Annotated in this window: 12 protein-coding genes; 7 read left to right on the top strand and 5 right to left on the bottom strand. The window is 59.3% G+C overall.

The window, feature by feature from the left end:
* Positions 1-137: 137 nt before the first annotated feature.
* The 4 genes from KO536_RS05000 to KO536_RS04985 form a co-directional block, all read right to left on the bottom strand.
* Positions 138-2,576, bottom strand: a complete 2,439-nt coding sequence (locus KO536_RS05000) for a TonB-dependent receptor (RefSeq protein ID WP_219261303.1) — start codon at positions 2,574-2,576, stop codon at positions 138-140.
* A 116-nt stretch (positions 2,577-2,692) separates the two neighbouring features.
* A complete protein-coding gene (locus KO536_RS04995) occupies positions 2,693-3,676 on the bottom strand; it encodes a FecR domain-containing protein (RefSeq protein WP_219261302.1) in 984 nt (327 codons plus the stop codon).
* Positions 3,673-4,197, bottom strand: coding sequence for a sigma-70 family RNA polymerase sigma factor (locus KO536_RS04990; RefSeq protein WP_326398195.1), 525 nt, complete (start codon positions 4,195-4,197; stop codon positions 3,673-3,675). Before KO536_RS04990 ends, KO536_RS04995 begins: the two co-directional genes overlap by 4 nt.
* Positions 4,198-4,346: 149 nt before the next feature.
* Entirely contained in the window at positions 4,347-5,624 is a 1,278-nt protein-coding gene (locus KO536_RS04985) for a serine/threonine transporter (RefSeq protein WP_133078239.1), read from the bottom strand.
* A 228-nt stretch (positions 5,625-5,852) separates the two neighbouring features.
* On the opposite strand from KO536_RS04985, the gene KO536_RS04980 reads away from it, so the two are divergent.
* From KO536_RS04980 to KO536_RS04950, 7 genes are all read left to right on the top strand, one after another.
* Positions 5,853-6,383 (top strand): DUF4946 domain-containing protein, encoded by a 531-nt coding sequence (locus KO536_RS04980; protein WP_133078238.1) that lies wholly within the window; start codon positions 5,853-5,855, stop codon positions 6,381-6,383.
* Between the two features lie 104 nt (positions 6,384-6,487).
* Positions 6,488-6,934, top strand: a complete 447-nt coding sequence (locus KO536_RS04975) for a DUF411 domain-containing protein (RefSeq protein WP_037032823.1) — start codon at positions 6,488-6,490, stop codon at positions 6,932-6,934.
* 529 nt (positions 6,935-7,463) lie between these two features.
* A complete protein-coding gene (gene glgA, locus KO536_RS04970) occupies positions 7,464-9,035 on the top strand; it encodes a glycogen synthase GlgA (protein ID WP_133078237.1) in 1,572 nt (523 codons plus the stop codon).
* Positions 9,036-9,094: 59 nt separating this feature from the next.
* Positions 9,095-11,176 (top strand): 4-alpha-glucanotransferase, encoded by a 2,082-nt coding sequence (malQ, locus tag KO536_RS04965; RefSeq protein WP_219261301.1) that lies wholly within the window; start codon positions 9,095-9,097, stop codon positions 11,174-11,176.
* Positions 11,177-11,203: 27 nt separating this feature from the next.
* Positions 11,204-11,431 carry a DUF2934 domain-containing protein gene (locus KO536_RS04960; protein WP_133078235.1) on the top strand — a complete coding sequence of 76 codons (228 nt, stop codon included), beginning with the start codon at positions 11,204-11,206 and terminating at the stop codon, positions 11,429-11,431.
* A gap of 145 nt (positions 11,432-11,576) precedes the next feature.
* A complete protein-coding gene (gene glgX, locus KO536_RS04955; RefSeq protein WP_219261300.1) occupies positions 11,577-13,730 on the top strand; it encodes a glycogen debranching protein GlgX in 2,154 nt (717 codons plus the stop codon).
* A 94-nt stretch (positions 13,731-13,824) separates the two neighbouring features.
* Positions 13,825-14,628, top strand: a complete 804-nt coding sequence (locus KO536_RS04950; protein ID WP_133078233.1) for an endonuclease/exonuclease/phosphatase family protein — start codon at positions 13,825-13,827, stop codon at positions 14,626-14,628.
* A 121-nt stretch (positions 14,629-14,749) separates the two neighbouring features.
* On the opposite strand, the gene glgB is transcribed toward KO536_RS04950, so the two are convergent.
* Positions 14,750-16,975: a 1,4-alpha-glucan branching protein GlgB gene (glgB, locus tag KO536_RS04945; RefSeq protein ID WP_219261299.1), complete on the bottom strand. Its 2,226-nt coding sequence runs from the start codon at positions 16,973-16,975 to the stop codon at positions 14,750-14,752.
* Positions 16,976-17,440 lie beyond the last annotated feature (465 nt).

The raw sequence follows: 17,440 nt of genomic DNA, 5'->3' as shown, positions 1-17,440 counted from the left end.
TCCTGGAACATGGATTGACCCCAGACTAAGCCTGTGCGGCGCACCCGCATTGATGCAGGTCAAACGTCATGCCGGCCCGGGTTTTCGTGGTTTTTAACCATAGTCGACGCAGGGCAGGCACAACATGAAACATGCCTTCAGAAGCGGTACTTCATCCCCAGCATCAGGTTGCGCGGGTCGCCGTAGTAATAGGTCGAATACAGGCCATATCCGCTGAGGTATTCGCGGTCGAACACGTTGTTGAGATTGACCGAGGCACTCAGGTTTTTATTGATGTCATAGCGGGCCATCAAGCCGACCACCGCGAAGCTGCCTTCCTTGGTCTCGGCTTTGATCGATGAATCGAGCTCGCTGTAGGTCGAGCCCTGCCACGTCAGGTTGCCGCCCACGTTCAGGTCTTTGAGATCCCCTGTCAGCTGGTAGTTGGTGGCCAGTTTGAACAACTGCTCGGGGTGGTTGCTGTTGATCCGCTTGCCGTCCTTGTCCCGTGGCTGGGCGTAGGTATAACCCGCAAGCAATTGCCAGCCGCTCATGACTTCGCCGGAAATTTCAGCCTCAAAGCCTTTGGTCTTGATGCCACTGACTGCCTTGTAGGCATCCTGGCCATCGGCGCGCATACCGTCGTATTCGGCGTAGTTGTCCTGCTTGATCAGAAACAGGGCAAAACTGGTGTTCAGGGCACCGCCGAAGTACTCCGACTTAAGGCCAGTTTCGTAGCTTTGCCCGGTTACGGGAGCGAGCACTTTGTTGTCGCGGTCGAAGTAGCTTTGGGGAGTGAAGATGTCGGTATAGCTGGCATAGACCGAGTGATTTTCCGTCACGTCATAGACGATCCCTGCATAAGGAATCATTTTCCCGGTTTTTTTACTGTTATCCGTATCCGGGGTGGTTTGCGCTGCGTTGTAGGTCATTGTTCCCTTGCGATCGTAATTCACCACTCGGGTGCCCAGGATCACGGACAGATCATCTATCGGCTTGAGACGCAACGCCGCGTAGGCCGCTGACTCTTTGGTCTTGTACTTCTGCTTCAAGCCCCGGCTCAAGTCCGTGGGACGAGGCGCGTCGTTGTTCCAGTTTTCATAGTTGACGGTCAAATCCTCGGCATTCATTGCCAGATAGTCCGTACGACCATCGCTGACATTCATCCCCACCACCAGCTCATGGGTCCGGCCCAAAAGCTCGAATGGCCCGGTCGCATAGGCGTCCAGGGTATCGGTATTGATCTTGAAGGTTTTGGTACCGCTCATGAATTGAGCTTCCCCCGTGGCTTTATCCGGGAAAGGTCCCCACCCCACCAGATTCCCCTGCAACTGCTCGGTATTGCCCTTCCAGTGGCTGGCCTCGACTTTGAGTAACCAGTCGTTGTCAAAACGCTGCTCAATGCCCGCGAAGTATTTGGTGCTTTCGCTGTCGGCATATGCCCACTTGGCTGCAGGGTTCATCGAGCGGCTGAAGTGGGTTCGGCTGCCATCGCTGTAATACAGCGGCAACTGACCAAAACTTGAGCCGTTGGAGTTAATCCGCTGATAGTCGATACCGGCATAAGCGGTGGTGTCGTCGCTCACATCTGCTTCACCGATGGCATAGAACACGTCCTTGCTGGAGGAATAGCGATCGATGAAAGAGCGGCCATCTTCGCGCGCTGCAACCACGCGGCCACGCAGCGCACCGTTTTCAGTGAGCGGTCCGGACAGATCCAGTTCGCTGCGATAGCGATCCCATGACCCGCCGCTGCCTGAGACATAACCCTGAAACTCCTTGGTAGGACGCTTGCGCACCAGGTTCACCGCGCCTGACGGGCTGCCCACCCCGCTCATCAGGCCGGTGGCGCCGCGTACCACCTCTACACGGTCGTAAATGGCCATGTCCCGCATGCCCAGGCCGTTGGTATTGGTGGTGAAGTCCGAGGTCGGCACGCCGTCGTACTGAAAGTTGTCCAGGGTGAACCCGCGGGAGTAGAAGTTGTACCGCTCGCTGTCGTCATGCATCACCGTGATGCCAGGGGTTTGCGCCAGTACCTGAGCGATACTGCCCAAGCCTTGATCGGTCATCTGCTGACGGGTCATTACCGTGACCGATTGCGGTGTTTCGCGCAGCGAAAGTGGCAATTTAGTCGCCGTACGGGTCTCACCCGTGGTGTAGGAATGGCTGTCCTCAGTGGTGCTGCCCAGCCCGAGCCCCGTGACGCTGGTGGCTTGCAGTTGCAATTGCGCTCCGTCGGAGGTCAACGGATAGAGTACCCAGACCCCATTGGCACCTTCGGTGGCCGTCAAACCACTGCCCTTGAGCAATTGCATCAGGCCCTGAGCCACCTCATAACGCCCCTTGAGTGCTGGCGCCTGCTTGCTTTTAACCAGGGTCGGGTCATAGGGCAGGGAAATATTGGCCTGCTGGGCGAAACGGTTTAACGCCAACTCCAGATCGCTGGCTGGCACGTCGAAACTGTGCTGAACGCTGATGGAGGCGGCGCTGACCAGCGATAACGGTTGTGCAACGGCGCCCAGTAAAACGATCTGCAAAGCGATGGCCAGGCGGCTGCGGGAAGGCAATGAAGAATTGCGATAAACACGGGACATTGGCGCGGGGCTCCTGCAATAAATAAGTCTTATGCCTATCTGTCGAAGGTCTCGTGTAAACCCGCAAAGAAATTTGATAATTATTCGTATTTGTAGATTCAAGCGTCTGCTGAACCTTAAACCGCCACAATCCGTGTCCAGAACCGTGTTCTGTGCTCGATTCGAACCGGCAGCGACTGGCTCAGGCCTTCCAGCGCATGGTCGATACCATCGAGCTGAAACACCCCCGATACCCGCAAGTCACTGACCGCCGGATCGCACTGCAACCAGCCATGGCGATAGCGTGCCAGCTCTTGCGTCAGGTCCTGCAAACGCATCTGCCTGGCTACCAGCACGCCACTGGCCCAGCCACTGGCAGAGAACGCTGAAGCGGTTTGGGGCTGCGCCGAATGAGCGTCAATCAGGTACTCATGGCCCGCCTGCACCCGAACTGGCAGGGAGTCCGGCAGATGAATCGCCACCACCCCCTCCTCGACCATCAACCGGGTACGCCCGGACTCCTGGCGTACATCGAAGGCTGTGCCGATGGCTTGCAACCGAGCCTCACGGGTGTGAACCCAAAACGGTCGGCGGCCGCTGACGGATGCTGGGTCCTGGCCCGTGCGGATAAAAATTTCGCCAGCGCGCAAAACAATCAGTCGCTGCTGCGCAGTGAACAGCACATCAGCAGAACTGTCGGTATTGAGCTGTAAACCCGTACCGTCGACCAGGTTGTACAACCGCCGCTCACCCACCCCGGTCCCGTAGTCGGCACCAAAATGACGCCACGGTTGCTGCTGGATCGCCAATGCGCCCGCCCCGGCGCCCAGCATGCCCAAGCCCAGTATCTTGAGTGCCTGGCGGCGCGAGCGAATACGGCCACTGCCGGCCAGGGTGTCCAGTGCAACGCGACCGGGCAGCAACGAGGCCTGACGCAAGGTCGTCTCGGTCAGTTGCAGGGCTTGCCAGGCCGCTTCATGACTGGCATCGGCGGCGCGCCACTGCTTGCACGCAGCAAACACATGGGGTTGAGCCGCACCGGACTGGGTTTTCACCAGCCAGTCAATGGCCTGGTCAAGCACATGGGGTGCAAATTCGACCGTCGAGGGCCCCCCGCTCACAGGGCGCTACGGGCGAGAAAACAATGACGGATGGCCGTAGCCATGTACTTTTCCACCGAACTGACGCTAACCCCAAGGCGCTCGGCAATCGCCTGATAGCCAAGCCCCTCGAGGCGCGAAAGCAAAAAGGCGGTTCGCACCGCGGGCTTCAGGCCGTCGAGCAACGCGTCGATTCGGGTCAGGGTTTCAAGGAGGATCAACCGTTCTTCAGGGGCAGGCATTTCCTGCTCGGGCAAATGGGCAATCGCAAGCAGATACGCCTGCTCGACCTTCTGGCGACGAAAGCGGTCTATCAACAAACCCTTGGCGATCGTGCTCAGCCAGGCACGCGGCTCACGCAACTGCGCAACCTGCTCCGGTTTGCCCAATACATAAAGGAAGGTGTCCTGCGCCATGTCGGCAGCATTGTCGGTATCACGCAAACGCCGCCGCAGCCAGTTCACCAGCCAGCCGTGGTGATCGCTATACAGGTTATGCACGTGTGCATGCAGCAACGGTGGGTTCGACGGGGATGGCGACACGGGAACCCTCGGGACGTGCTGTCAGCACACTGCGAATAGGAATGGGTCGCAATCATATTCGCAGTACTGGCCAGACTCAAGCCTTGGGCGGCTTGCGAGGGTCAATCACGCAGTGTCGCCGCACAGAACGGCGGCGACAGGGACAAGGCTCAAGGGATCAGGGAGTACACCAGCGACGAGATCGCGATCAGGCCCACAACCGTGACGAACACGTTGGAGATCTGGCCCGAATACTGGCGCATGGCCGGGACCCGACGAATCGCGTACATCGGCATCAGGAACAGGATGGCTGCAATGACCGGCCCGCCCATGGTTTCGATCATGCCCAGGATGCTCGGGTTAAGCGTGGCCACCGCCCAGCACACCACCAGCATGAACGCTGCAGTCATGCGGTCGAGGTTTTTCGCTGCAGGGCGCTTGCCGGTTTTCAGTACCAGGCCTTTAAGGCCTTCACTGGCGCCGATGTAGTGGCCCAGGAACGACTTGGCAATGGCCACAAACGCAATCAGCGGCGCAGCAAAAGCGATGGTCGGGTTGCTGAAGTGGTTGGCCAGGTAGGACAGGATCGACAGGTTCTGCGTCTTGGCCTCAAGCAGTTGCTCAGGCGAGAGCGTGAGCACACAGCTGAACACGAAGAACAGCACCATCACCACCATCAGCAGGTGGGCGCGGGACAGGATCTGCGAGCTGCGCTCATCGGCGTTGGCACCATAGCGGCGCTTCTGATCCACGGCGAAGGCCGAGATGATGGGCGAATGGTTAAAGGAGAACACCATCACCGGAATCGCCAGCCACAAGGTGTGCAGCAATGCAGTAGGTTCAGGCAGCGTGGTCGCGGTACTCAGAATGCCGCCATTCCAGTGCGGAATCAGAAACACCGCCAAAAACAGCAAGGCCACAATGAACGGGTAGACCATCATGCTCATGGCCTTGACGATCACTTGTTCGCCGCAGCGCACAACAATCAGCAAGCCCAGAATCAGTACCAACGCCAGGATTGCCCGTGGCGGTGGCGTGATGTGCATTTGATTGAGCATAAAGCTGCCAACCGTGTTGGTCAGCGCTACGCTGTAGATCAGCAGAATCGGGAAAATCGCCAGGAAGTACAGCAGCGTGATCAGGGAACCGGCGCTAAGGCCAAAATGCTCTTCCACCACATCCGTGATATCTGAGCCTTCGCGCCCGGAGAGCACGAAGCGGGTCAAGCCACGGTGTGCGTAAAAGGTCATCGGGAACGCCAACAGCGCCAGGATCAATAACGGCCAAAAGCCGCCAAGCCCTGCGTTGATGGGCAAGAACAAGGTACCTGCGCCAATCGCTGTGCCGAACAGGCCCAGCATCCAGGTGGTGTCATGACGGTTCCAGCGACTTAAGGTCGCCGGGGTCTCGTCGAAGCGTTCGTCGACGCTGTTAGCCTGGTCATTCATCCGGTCGAATCTCCGCTAGCCGGTCGTTACCACGCAGCCGGAGCGGACAAGAAACACCTTGCTGACATCGCCCCGGCCATAAGAGGGGCGCGATTGTCCGGGATTAGACATAAGAAGCAAAGGTTTAGCTGAGCAATGGTCGAAAATGATGTCAGGCTGCAAAGCAAGACTTCGACACCTATTGATACACTATTACTGCCAAAATCCTGCCCAAAAGGCCCGAGACCTATGCACGTTGCCCGCCGTTTCCCCGTTTTTATCGGTTTATGCCTGCTTGTCGGGCTCCCCCTGGCCCATGCCGACGGACTGACAATTACCTGGCCAGCAGGCTGGGAGATTCAGACCATCCCCCCTGAGCCCGACGACAGCAGCGTGCGCCAGCGGGCCGTGAAGAACGATGCCAATGGCGATCCGCAGATGGTCATGGAGCTGACCCAGTCGACCCTGGTGCCTGAACACAAGGTGAATATGGAGGCCGTTTTGCTGCAGATGCGCAAAACCCTGCAGCAAAACTTCGCCAAAGGCGGTTATCAGAGCGCTTGCAGCAAAATCAACAGCAGCACCCTGGGGGGCCTGGACGCCTTGCAAACCACCTGCAAAATCACCCAGAACGGCAACCACGTCATCACCCAGACCCTGGTGGCCGCCACTCAGGGCAACAGCGCCTACGCCCTTTCCTACGCAGGTCCGGCAGACGGCTACAAAGCCAACGAACCCGAGGTCCAGGGCATCCGTGCAAGCTTGCGACTGACGCCTTGAAAAGCAGCAAGGCAGCTCCAACCTGACAAAATTGTCATCTGGTCATCAGTTACCTGACAGTCGTTAATGATCAGGCTCACATTTTTTACGTATTGAGGAACTCGATGAAAACCCCATTGCGCCTTGTCGCACTCTCGGCCCTGCTGTTGTCCTCGCTGGCTCAGGCCGCCGAACAACTGACCATTGATGTGCACCGCGATGCCAACTGCGGCTGCTGCAAAGCCTGGATCTCCCACCTTGAAACCAATGGTTTCAAGGTCAATGACCATGTCGAAGCCGACATGAGCAGTGTCAAGCAGCGCCTCGGTGTCCAGCCGCGCCTGGCTTCGTGCCATACCGGCGTGATCAACGGCAAATTCGTTGAAGGCCATGTCCCGGCCGAGCAAGTGGTGGCATTGACCAAGCGCAATGACCTCAAGGGGATTGCGGTACCGGGCATGCCTATGGGTTCGCCGGGAATGGAAATGGGTGACCGCAAGGACGCGTATCAGGTTATCGGCCTGCGCAACGATGGCAGTGATCAGGTGGTGGCCGAGTATCCCGGCAACTGAGATTTCAGCACGCAGCGCACCGCAATGGTGCGCCCCGTATTGCTTTTGAAATCCTCTGGAGCATTAACTGACCTGTAGTCGCTGCCGAGGAACGAAGGCTGCGAGCTTTATTGTCCCGTTCGCACGATCAAGAGCTCGCAGCCTTCATTCCTCGGCAGCGACCACAAAGATGCGACGCATCACCCGGCACTGAAATAACAGTGACACACATCCCGTGATAGATATTTTTCCTACGCGATAATTATCTTTGTCCTACAAAAAAACACCTCATACACCTAACACCTTGAAGTATCTCTCCTACACTCAACGCTGTCGTGTCTACGGCGTCTAATTGCCGTAATCAGACAATCGAATTTTCTTCGCCCGTGGTAGGTCTACCTAAGGCTGGGGTTGCCATTATTGGTGCATTCCTTGCAGTGCCTTATTCATCTTTTGAGCATTTACGCCATGGATGACATGGCCAATCGCAAGTGGGGAAGTACCGGCCGGGTGGCCGTAAGTGGATCAATAAATATAACGGGAGAAATTCATGATCAGTGCGGCTGCGCCACATCAAGAAGAACGTCTGACCCCGCAAGTGGTGACTGAGCTGTTGTCCCTGCCAGACCTGGCCCCTGCGGGAAGGCCCGAACTGCCGCAGGCAAGTGCCAATCCCAACAAAAAGAAAGTGCTGTTTGTCACGTCCGAACTGGCCGACCTGGTTAAAACCGGCGGTCTGGGGGATGTGTCGGCCGCTCTTCCGCGGGCCATGCGTCACTTGCATGATGTGCGTGTCTTGATCCCGGGCTACCCGCAAGTACTCAACAGCGACAACCCCATTCATATCATCGGCGAACTCGGCGGCCATGCTGCCCTGCCCCCCTGCAAGATCGGCCGCATGGACTTGAAGGACGGGCTGGTCATCTACGTGCTGATTTGCCCCGAACTGTATGAGCGCGAAGGCAGCCCCTACGGCGCCAATAACGGCCGCGACTGGCCTGACAACCATATTCGCTTCGCCCGCCTGGGGCTGGCAGCGGCCGATATTGCGGCCAATCTGGCGCAGATTCACTGGCAACCCGATCTGGTACACGCCCACGACTGGCCCGCCGGCCTGGCGCCGGCCTATATGCATTGGCGTGGCCAGCGTACCCCGACACTGTTCACCATCCACAACCTGGCCTACCAGGGCGTATTCAGCCGCGCCTGCTGCCCGGAGCTGGGTATTCCGCACCATGCCCTGCAGCAGGACGGCATGGAATTTTATGGCAAGTTGTCGTTCCTGAAAGCGGGCATGGCCTACGCCAGCCATATCACCACCGTCAGCGCCACCTACGCCGCAGAAATCACGACCCCGGCCTTTGGGTGCGGGCTGGATGGCTTTCTGGCCAGCAAGACCCAGCAAGGACTGCTGAGCGGCATCCCCAATGGCATCGATGAAAGCTGGGAAGCCACGACCGACCCCCATCTGGTTGCCCCGTTCGGCATCGGTGACTGGGATGCAAGGGCCTTGAACACCGCCCATGTGCGCACCCTGTTCGGCCTGAAACCGTCCAAGGGCCCCCTGTTCGCCGTGGTTTCGCGTCTGGTGTACCAAAAAGGCCTGGACCTGACAGAAGCCGTGGCGGCTTTTATCGTGGCCAACGGTGGTCAGATTTGCATCATCGGGCGCGGCGAGCCCGAAGAAGAACAGACCATGCGCGAACTGGCCCTGCGTTTTCCGGGGCAGATCGGGGTGCGCATTGGCTTCAATGAAACCGATGCCCGGCGCATGTTCGCGGGCAGCGATTTCCTGTTGATGCCCTCGCGCTACGAACCCTGCGGGTTGAGCCAGATGTATGCACAACGCTTCGGCTCGCTGCCCGTGGCTCGCAATACGGGCGGCCTGGCCGACACCATCGAGAATGGCGTCACCGGCTTCCTGTTCGATGAGTCCACCGTAGCCAGTTACGAGCAAGCCCTGAAACGGGCATTCAAAGTCTTCAGTTACCCGGCACTCTTCAACGCCATGCGCTGCCGCGCAATGGCCGCACCGTTTAACTGGTGCAAGGCCGTTGAACCCTATGCAGAGCTTTATGAACAACTGGTTGCCAAGTCATTGCTTCGCTCCGTGAAGCCGTGAGTGATGCAACCTGCGGATCTGCCTGACGCCCGACCGTTTCTCGCCAAGGGAGCCCGCCAATGAGCGAAGCGCAACTCGAAGTACTCGCCGGCCGAGCCGGCCTGGCCGTTGACTGGATTGATGCCAACGGCCAACCGCAAAGGGTCACACCCAAGGTGCTGGAGGCCATTCTGGCGGGGTTGGGATTACCCGCCGACAGCGCCGAGGCCATTGAAACCAGCTTGCTGAACCTGCAACTGGAGCAACAGAACAAACGTCTGCCGCCCTTGTTGACCGCAGACGTCGGCAAGGCCCTGGACTTGTCACGCTATTTCCACCCCCACAGCCAGTGCATCGTGCACCTGGAAAGCGGTGATGCGCTGCCGATCCAGCTGGATGCAGACGCCGTGCTGCCGGGCATGATTCCCATCGGCTACCACCGGGTACAGCTGGACGACCAGCAGTTCACCCTGGCCGTGGCCCCGACAAAGTGCTTCAGCATTGCCGATGCCTTGCATCAGTCTGCTCCACGCGCGTGGGGGGTGAGCGTTCAGCTGTACTCGCTGCATCGCCACGGCGATGGCGGGTTTGGCGATACCCAGGCACTGGAAACCCTGCTGCAGGCACTCGGTGAACGCGGCGCCGACGCACTGGCGATCAGCCCGTTGCACGCCATGTTCAGCAGCGCCCCCAAGCACTACAGCCCTTATTCACCGTCCAGCCGTTTATTTCTCAACAGCCTGTACGCCGCTCCCGCCAGCATCCTGGGACAGGAAGCCCTGCACAGGGCCATTGACACCACCGGTCTTAAAGACGAACTCCACCGGCTTGAACAACTGCCCTTGATCGACTGGCCTGCCGTGACCCAGGCCAAGCAGACACTGCTGCGCCAGCTCTATAACGACTTTGTGCAGAACGAACACCCGCTCCATGACGACTTCAAGGGTTTTCGCCAGCGGGGCGGCGAAGCCCTGGAAAACCACTGCCGCTTCGAAGCCTTGCAAGAGTCGTGTGTGACCGAGCATCACAGCCTGGACTGGCGTGACTGGCCCGAGCAATGGCGCAACCCCGACAGCCCGGCGTTGCTGCAGTTCGCCGAAGAACATCAGCATGTCATCGCTTACTACGCGTTTTGTCAGTGGTTGATGGATAGCTGCCTGGGCCGTGCACAAACGGCCGCACGGGCCAGCGGCATGGCCATCGGCCTGATCGCCGACCTGGCCGTGGGCGCCGATGGTGCAGGCAGCCAGGCCTGGTGTCGCCAGGACGAAATGCTGGCCCAGTTGACCGTAGGCGCACCGCCGGACGCTCTCAACCGTGCAGGCCAGGGCTGGGGGATTTCCGCGTTTTCCCCCGAGGGCCTCAAGCGCAATGGCTTTCGCGCCTTCATCGAGATGCTGCGCGCCAACTTTGCCCATGCCGGTGGGCTGCGCATCGACCATGTGCTGGGCTTGCAGCGCCTGTGGGTGATCCCCCTGGGGGCCTCGGCCAACGAAGGGGCCTATCTGTATTACCCGATCGACGATCTGCTGCGCCTGGTCTGCCTTGAATCGGTGCGCCACCAGGCCATCGTACTCGGTGAAGACCTGGGCACCGTGCCTGACGGACTGCGGGAAAAGCTCAGCGAACGGGCCATCCTCGGTATTCGCGTGCTGCTGTTCGAGCAGGACTACGGCGCGCGCTTCAAACCGATCCTGGACTGGCCCGACGACGCCCTGGCCACCACCAGCACCCACGACCTGCCCACGCTCACCGGCTGGCTGCACGGGCGCGATATCGACTGGAACGAACGCCTGGGCCTGATCGACCCCGTCACCGCCCACCACTGGCGCGAAAACCGCCAGCGCGAATGCGAAGGCCTGGACCGGGCCTTGCGCCAGGACCCGCAGAACTTTCAGGAAGAAGCCCAGGGCAACGCCCCGACGCTGGACGCCAGCATCCGTTTTCTGGGGCACACCCGTGCTCCCCTGGTGCTGCTGCCGATCGAGGATGCCCTGGGACTTGAGGAGCAAGCCAACTTGCCCGGCACCGTCAGCGGCCATCCCAACTGGCGCCGCCGAATGCCGGGTGATTGCAACACGTTGCTGGACGCGATTGATGCAACGCAACGCTTCGAACTGCTGGCCTGCGCCCGCCAGCAAGCCCACGAAAGAGACCGATAATTCACCCATGAGTCAAGGAGCTTCGCCATGAGTAACGACGACAAACACATTCGTGAGTTTGCCTACCAGATCTGGGAGTCCGAAGGGCGCCCCGATGGCCAGGAGGCACGCCACTGGGACATGGCTCACAAACTGGCCCAGGCACAAGCCCTTGCTCCGTCCAAAGCCCAACCACGGGCTGCCAAGGCCAAGGCAGCGCCAAAGCCTGCTGCCGAGAAGAAGCCACGCGCACCGCGCAAACCTGCCTCATCTTGAGAACACTGCGCTGCAGGAGAGTTGAGGTGCCTATAAACCCGTAGCAGCTGGCGCAGGCTGCGGCAACTGCTACGCAACATGAGGCCCTTCAATCAGTGGTGATAGCGCGCACGCGCCTCAAGTCCTTAATACGCAGGAGCAGGTCATGAGTAAACACACGTCAGCCGCGCCCACTGGCGACCCCTTGCGCATCCGCGAAGGGCTGCCCTTCCCCCTGGGTGCCACCTGGGATGGGTTGGGCGTCAACTTCGCCCTGTTCTCAGCCAACGCCACCAAAGTCGAACTGTGCCTGTTCGACGCCGCCGGTGAAGTCGAGCTGGAACGTATCGAACTGCCCGAGTACACCGACGAGACATTTCACGGTTACTTGCCAGACGCACACCCCGGCCAGGTTTACGGCTATCGCGTGTACGGCCCGTACGACCCGGAAAACGGCCACCGCTTCAACCACCATAAATTGCTGATCGATCCCTACGCCAAGCAGCTTGTGGGGGAGCTCAAATGGTCCGAAGCCCTGTTTGGCTACACCATCGGCCACCCGGACGCCGACCTGAGTTTTGACGAGCGCGACAGCGCGCCGTTTGTACCCAAATGCAAGGTCATCGACCCGGCGCACACCTGGGGCCATGACCATCGGCTCAACGTGCCCTGGGACCGCACCATTTTCTACGAGGCCCACGTGCGCGGCATCAGCATGCGCCACCCCGCCGTACCGGATGCGGTGCGGGGCACCTTTGCCGGGTTGATGGTGGATGAAGTGATCGAGCACATCACCGGCCTGGGCGTCACCAGCATCGAACTGTTGCCGGTCCACGGGTTCGTCAACGACCAGCACCTGCTGCAAAAAGGCATGACCAATTATTGGGGTTACAACAGCATCGCCTTTTTCGCCCCGGACCCGCGCTACCTGGCCAGCGGCAAGATCGCCGAGTTCAAGGAAATGGTCGCACGCCTGCACAAGGCCGGGCTGGAAGTGATTCTGGACGTGGTCTACAACCACACCGCCGAAGGCAACGAGCAGGGCCCGACCCTGTCCATGCGCGGCATCGACAACGCTTCGTACTATCGGCTGATGCCCGAAGAAAAACGTTTCTACATCAACGATTCCGGCACCGGCAACACCCTGGACCTGAGCCACCCGTGCGTCTTGCAGATGGTCACCGACTCGCTGCGCTACTGGGCCCGGGAAATGCACGTCGATGGTTTCCGCTTCGATCTGGCGACCATTCTGGGGCGTTATCACGACGGTTTTAACGAACGGCACAGCTTTTTGGTGGCGTGCCGCCAGGACCCGCTGTTGCGCCGGGTCAAAATGATCGCCGAACCCTGGGATTGCGGGCCCGGAGGCTATCAGGTCGGTGGTTTCCCGCCCGGCTGGGCGGAGTGGAACGATCGCTTTCGCGACACCGTGCGCGCCTTCTGGAAAGGCGACGAAGGCCAGTTGGCCGACTTTGCCGGACGCATGACCGGCTCTGCCGATCTGTTCAATCACCGTGGCCGCAGGCCCTACAGTTCGGTCAACTTCATCACTGCCCATGACGGCTTCACCTTGCACGACCTGGTGTCCTACAACGACAAGCACAACGAAGCCAACGAGGAAAACAACCAGGACGGCAGCAACAACAACATTTCGTGGAACCACGGAGTCGAAGGCCCAACCGACGATCCCGACATCAATGCGCTGCGCCAGCGCCAGATGCGCAACTTCATGGCCACCCTGCTCCTGGCCCAAGGCACTCCGATGCTGGTGGCCGGCGACGAATTCGCCCGCACCCAGCACGGCAACAACAACGCCTACTGTCAGGACAGCGAAATCGGCTGGATCAACTGGGAACTGGACAAGCCCGGCAAATCGCTGCTGGCGTTTGTCAAACGCCTGATCAAGCTGCGCCTGCACTACCCCATCTTGCGTCGTGGCCTGTTTCTGGAGGGGCACTCCAGCGAAACCCCCGGGGTTAAAGACGTCACCTGGCTGGCACCCGACGGCAACGAGATGACCATCGAGCAGTGGCATGACGGTCAGGCCCGGTGCCTGGGCATGCTGCTGGATGGCCGGGCGCAAGTGTCCGGGGTTCAACGGGCCGGGGATGACGCGTCACTGCTGATCGTCGTCAACGCTAACCACGACTCGATCAACTTCAACTTGCCCAAAGTGCCCCACGGCATCAGTTGGTCGTGCAAGCTCGACACCACAGACCCGAACATCAAAGGCCCCCAGCATCTGCCATTCAACAAGCCCTACGAGGTCACGGGACGATCGCTGGTGATGTTTGAGCTGCAACACACCGAGGTGTCGTGAATGTATTGATAAACATCAAGTCCACCCCCATCAAAAGCGGCAGACTACAGCCTTGAGCTTGCCGCTCAGAACTGCCACTGACAGAGGAGTGACCATGCCCGCTGAAGATGTTGTCGGCAATACACTTTTATCTGCCACTACGGCAACAGCGCCTGCTGTCCATCAAATCAAGGTACTGACGGTCAATACGCACAAGGGATTCACCGTCTTCAACCGTCGCTTCATCCTCCCTGAACTGCGCGAAGCGGTGCGCAGTACCGACGCCGACCTCGTGTTTCTGCAGGAAGTGCTCGGCGAGCATGACAAACACGCATCGCGCTACGAAGACTGGCCAGCCACCTCGCAGTACGAGTTTCTCGCCGACAGTATGTGGAGCGACTTCGCCTACGGCCGTAACGCCGTGTATCCAGATGGTCATCACGGGAATGCCCTGCTGTCCAAGTACCCGATCAAGGCCTCGCGCAATCTCGATGTCTCCATCACCGGGCCTGAACGGCGCGGCCTGCTGCATTGCGTCCTGGACGTGCCGGGTCATAGCAATGTGCACGCCATTTGCGTGCATTTGAGCCTGTTGGAAAGCCATCGCCAGCTACAGATCGTACTGCTTAACCAACTGCTCAAATCCCTGCCGCCTGATGAGCCGGTCATCATTGCCGGGGACTTCAACGACTGGAAGCAACAAGGCAATGCTGCCCTGCGCCAACGGGACGACCTGCACGAAGTGTTCGAGCGCCATCATGGCCAGGTGGCCAAAACCTACCCGGCGCGCTGGCCGCTGCTGCGTCTGGACCGCATCTACTTGCGCAATGCCACCAGCCACGACCCAAAGATCCTCGGCAACAAGCCGTGGACGCATTTATCGGATCATTTGCCGCTGGCGGTTGAGGTGCATTTGTAGGCCTGAACCTCTCTGTTGCTGGCGGTGCTTCTGTGGGAGTGGGCTTGCTCACGATGCAGGCGGCGCGATTTCCCGGTTGAATCGCGTCGATCCCATCGCGAGCAAGCCAGCTCCCGCAGGCTTACACCGGCCGCAGTATCAACACCCCCAACGGCGGCAGATTCAATGCCAGGGACACGCTCTGCCCGTGGCTCGGCACGTCCTCGGTCACTACCCCGCCGCCATTGCCGTAATCAGAACCGGCATAGGTGGCCGAATCGCTGTTGATCACCTCTTGCCAGGTGCCGGCAAACGGCACGCCGATGCGGTAGCCAGCGCGAGGTACCGGGGTAAAGTTGGTCACCACCAGCAAGGGCGAACCGTCCTTGCTCCAGCGCAGCCAGGCGTAAACGCTGTTGGCCGCATCATCACCGATCAACCATTGGAACCCCTGCGCAACGTCGTCCTGCTCATACAGCGCAGGTTGCTCGCGGTACAAGCGGTTCAAGTCGCTCACCAGCTTCTGCACACCCCGGTGTTCGGGGTATTGCAGCAAATACCAGTCCAGTTGCTGATCGTGATTCCACTCGCGCCATTGCCCGAACTCGCAGCCCATGAACAGCAGCTTCTTGCCCGGATGGGCCCACATGAAGCTCAGGTACGCCCGTAGATTGGCGAATTTCTGCCAGCGATCACCGGGCATTTTGTCGATCAGCGAATGCTTGCCGTGCACCACTTCATCATGGGAAATCGGCAGGATGAAACGCTCGGTCCAGGCGTACACCAGGCCAAAGCTCAACTCATTGTGATGATGGGCGCGGTACACCGGATCCTGTTGAATGTAATGCAGCGAATCATGCATCCAGCCCATGTTCCATTTATACGAAAAGCCCAGCCCACCCTGGTCGGTGCTTTGACTGACCCCCGGCCACGCCGTGGACTCTTCGGCAATCACCAGGGCGCCCGGAACCTCGTGGGCAACCACATCGTTGAGGTGGCGCAAAAACTCGATGGCCTCGAGGTTTTCCCGGCCTCCGTGACGATTGGGCACCCACTCCCCTGATTTGCGCGAATAGTCGCGGTACAGCATGGACGCCACGGCATCGACCCGCAGGCCATCAATATGGAAGTGCTTGAGCCAGTGCAGGGCCGACGCCAGCATAAAACCGTGCACTTCGGTGCGTCCCAGGTTGTAGATCAGGGTGTTCCAGTCCTGATGAAACCCTTCAAGGGGGTTGGCGTATTCGTACAGCGCGGTGCCATCAAATTGCGCCAGGCCGTGGGTATCGTTGGGAAAGTGTGCGGGCACCCAGTCCAGAATCACCCCGATCCCGGCCACATGGCAGGCATTGACGAACGCCGCGAAATCATCGGGCGAGCCGTAACGGGCGGTGGGTGCAAACTGCGACAGGGGCTGGTAGCCCCAGGAGCCGCCAAACGGGTGCTCCATGATCGGCATCAGTTCGATGTGGGTGAAGCCCAGTTGCTGCACATAGGGAATCAGGCGCTCCGCCAGCTCAGGCCAGGTGTACTGACGCGCGACCTCGCCGATATCATCGACCTCACACTGCCATGAGCCCACGTGCAATTCGTAGATGGACAGCGGCGCATCATGACGCTGCAGTTGGGCACGCGCGTGCATCCAGTCATCGTCTTGCCAGTCGATGCTCAGGGGCGAGGCAACCTTTGAGGCGGTATCGGGCGGCAACTGGGTGGCCAGCGCCACGGGATCGGCCTTGAGCGGCAAGATCCCCTGCTCGCCCAGAATTTCATACTTATACGCCTCACCCGCTTGCAGGCGCGGAACAAACAGCTCCCACACTCCGCTCGGATGGCGCAGGCGCATGGGATGACGACGACCGTCCCAGCCATTGAAGTCGCCGACCACCGAAACCCGCCGCGCATTGGGGGCCCATACCGCAAAACGCACGCCGTGCACGCCTTCAACGTGGATCAGTTGCGCACCGAAACAACTGCTCAGATCACGATGATTGCCTTCGGCAAACAGGTACAGATCCATCTCACCCAGCAACGGGCCAAAACTGTAGGGATCTTCGCTGACTTGCACAGCGTCGCCCCAGTCAACCTGCAGCAGGTACGGCCGGCTTTGTGCGAAATGCCCGGTATACAGGCCAGGCACTTGTGAAGCTTCAAGACTGCCAAGCAGCTGTCCGTCATCGCGGGCAAGCACATTCACACTCACCGCGCCCGGCAGAAATGCCCGAATATACTGCCCGCCCTCGCCATCCCCATGGGGACCCAATACCGAAAACGGATCGGAGTGCTCTGCCCGTGCCAACTCCTCAACATCCGGGTCTGCGGGTGACAACGAGTCTTTACCTTTACCCGTTTGTTTGCTCGAAATCATGCTGTTCTCCATCCGGTAAAGGTTACGTCTGACCCAGCACGCGTTTTAGCCATCGACATGAGCTGTGTCCTCTAACTCATAGACAGAGCAAAGACTAGCTGTTGTCAGACAATCTGTATCCATTCATAAATAACCCGTGACGGGCTTACGCCCGATGCACTCTTTTCGCACATTAACAGTGCAATGTGTTGCTTTAAGGTCACTGCAAGAGCCAGCCCGGGGCTAAAAAGACTCAGGGACATCACCGCCGTTATCAATGCAAGACACATGCTCATTTCAACCGGGATAAGGCTGGCTGCCGTGATTCGGTGATTTGCCTGACCTTGATCACACTGTATTCAACAGACGTCGGTTACAGGCGCACAAAGCCAATGACAACGGGGTATTGGCCAGGGTGCGGCACATTGTCGCAGGCCGTCTCAAAACACCATCTGATCCGGTTTTTATTCAAATAACTGAGTCTGT

The organism is Pseudomonas sp. NKUCC02_KPG (assembly GCF_019345465.1).
GTDB lineage: Bacteria > Pseudomonadota > Gammaproteobacteria > Pseudomonadales > Pseudomonadaceae > Aquipseudomonas.
This window is presented reverse-complemented; position numbering and strand designations above follow the sequence as displayed.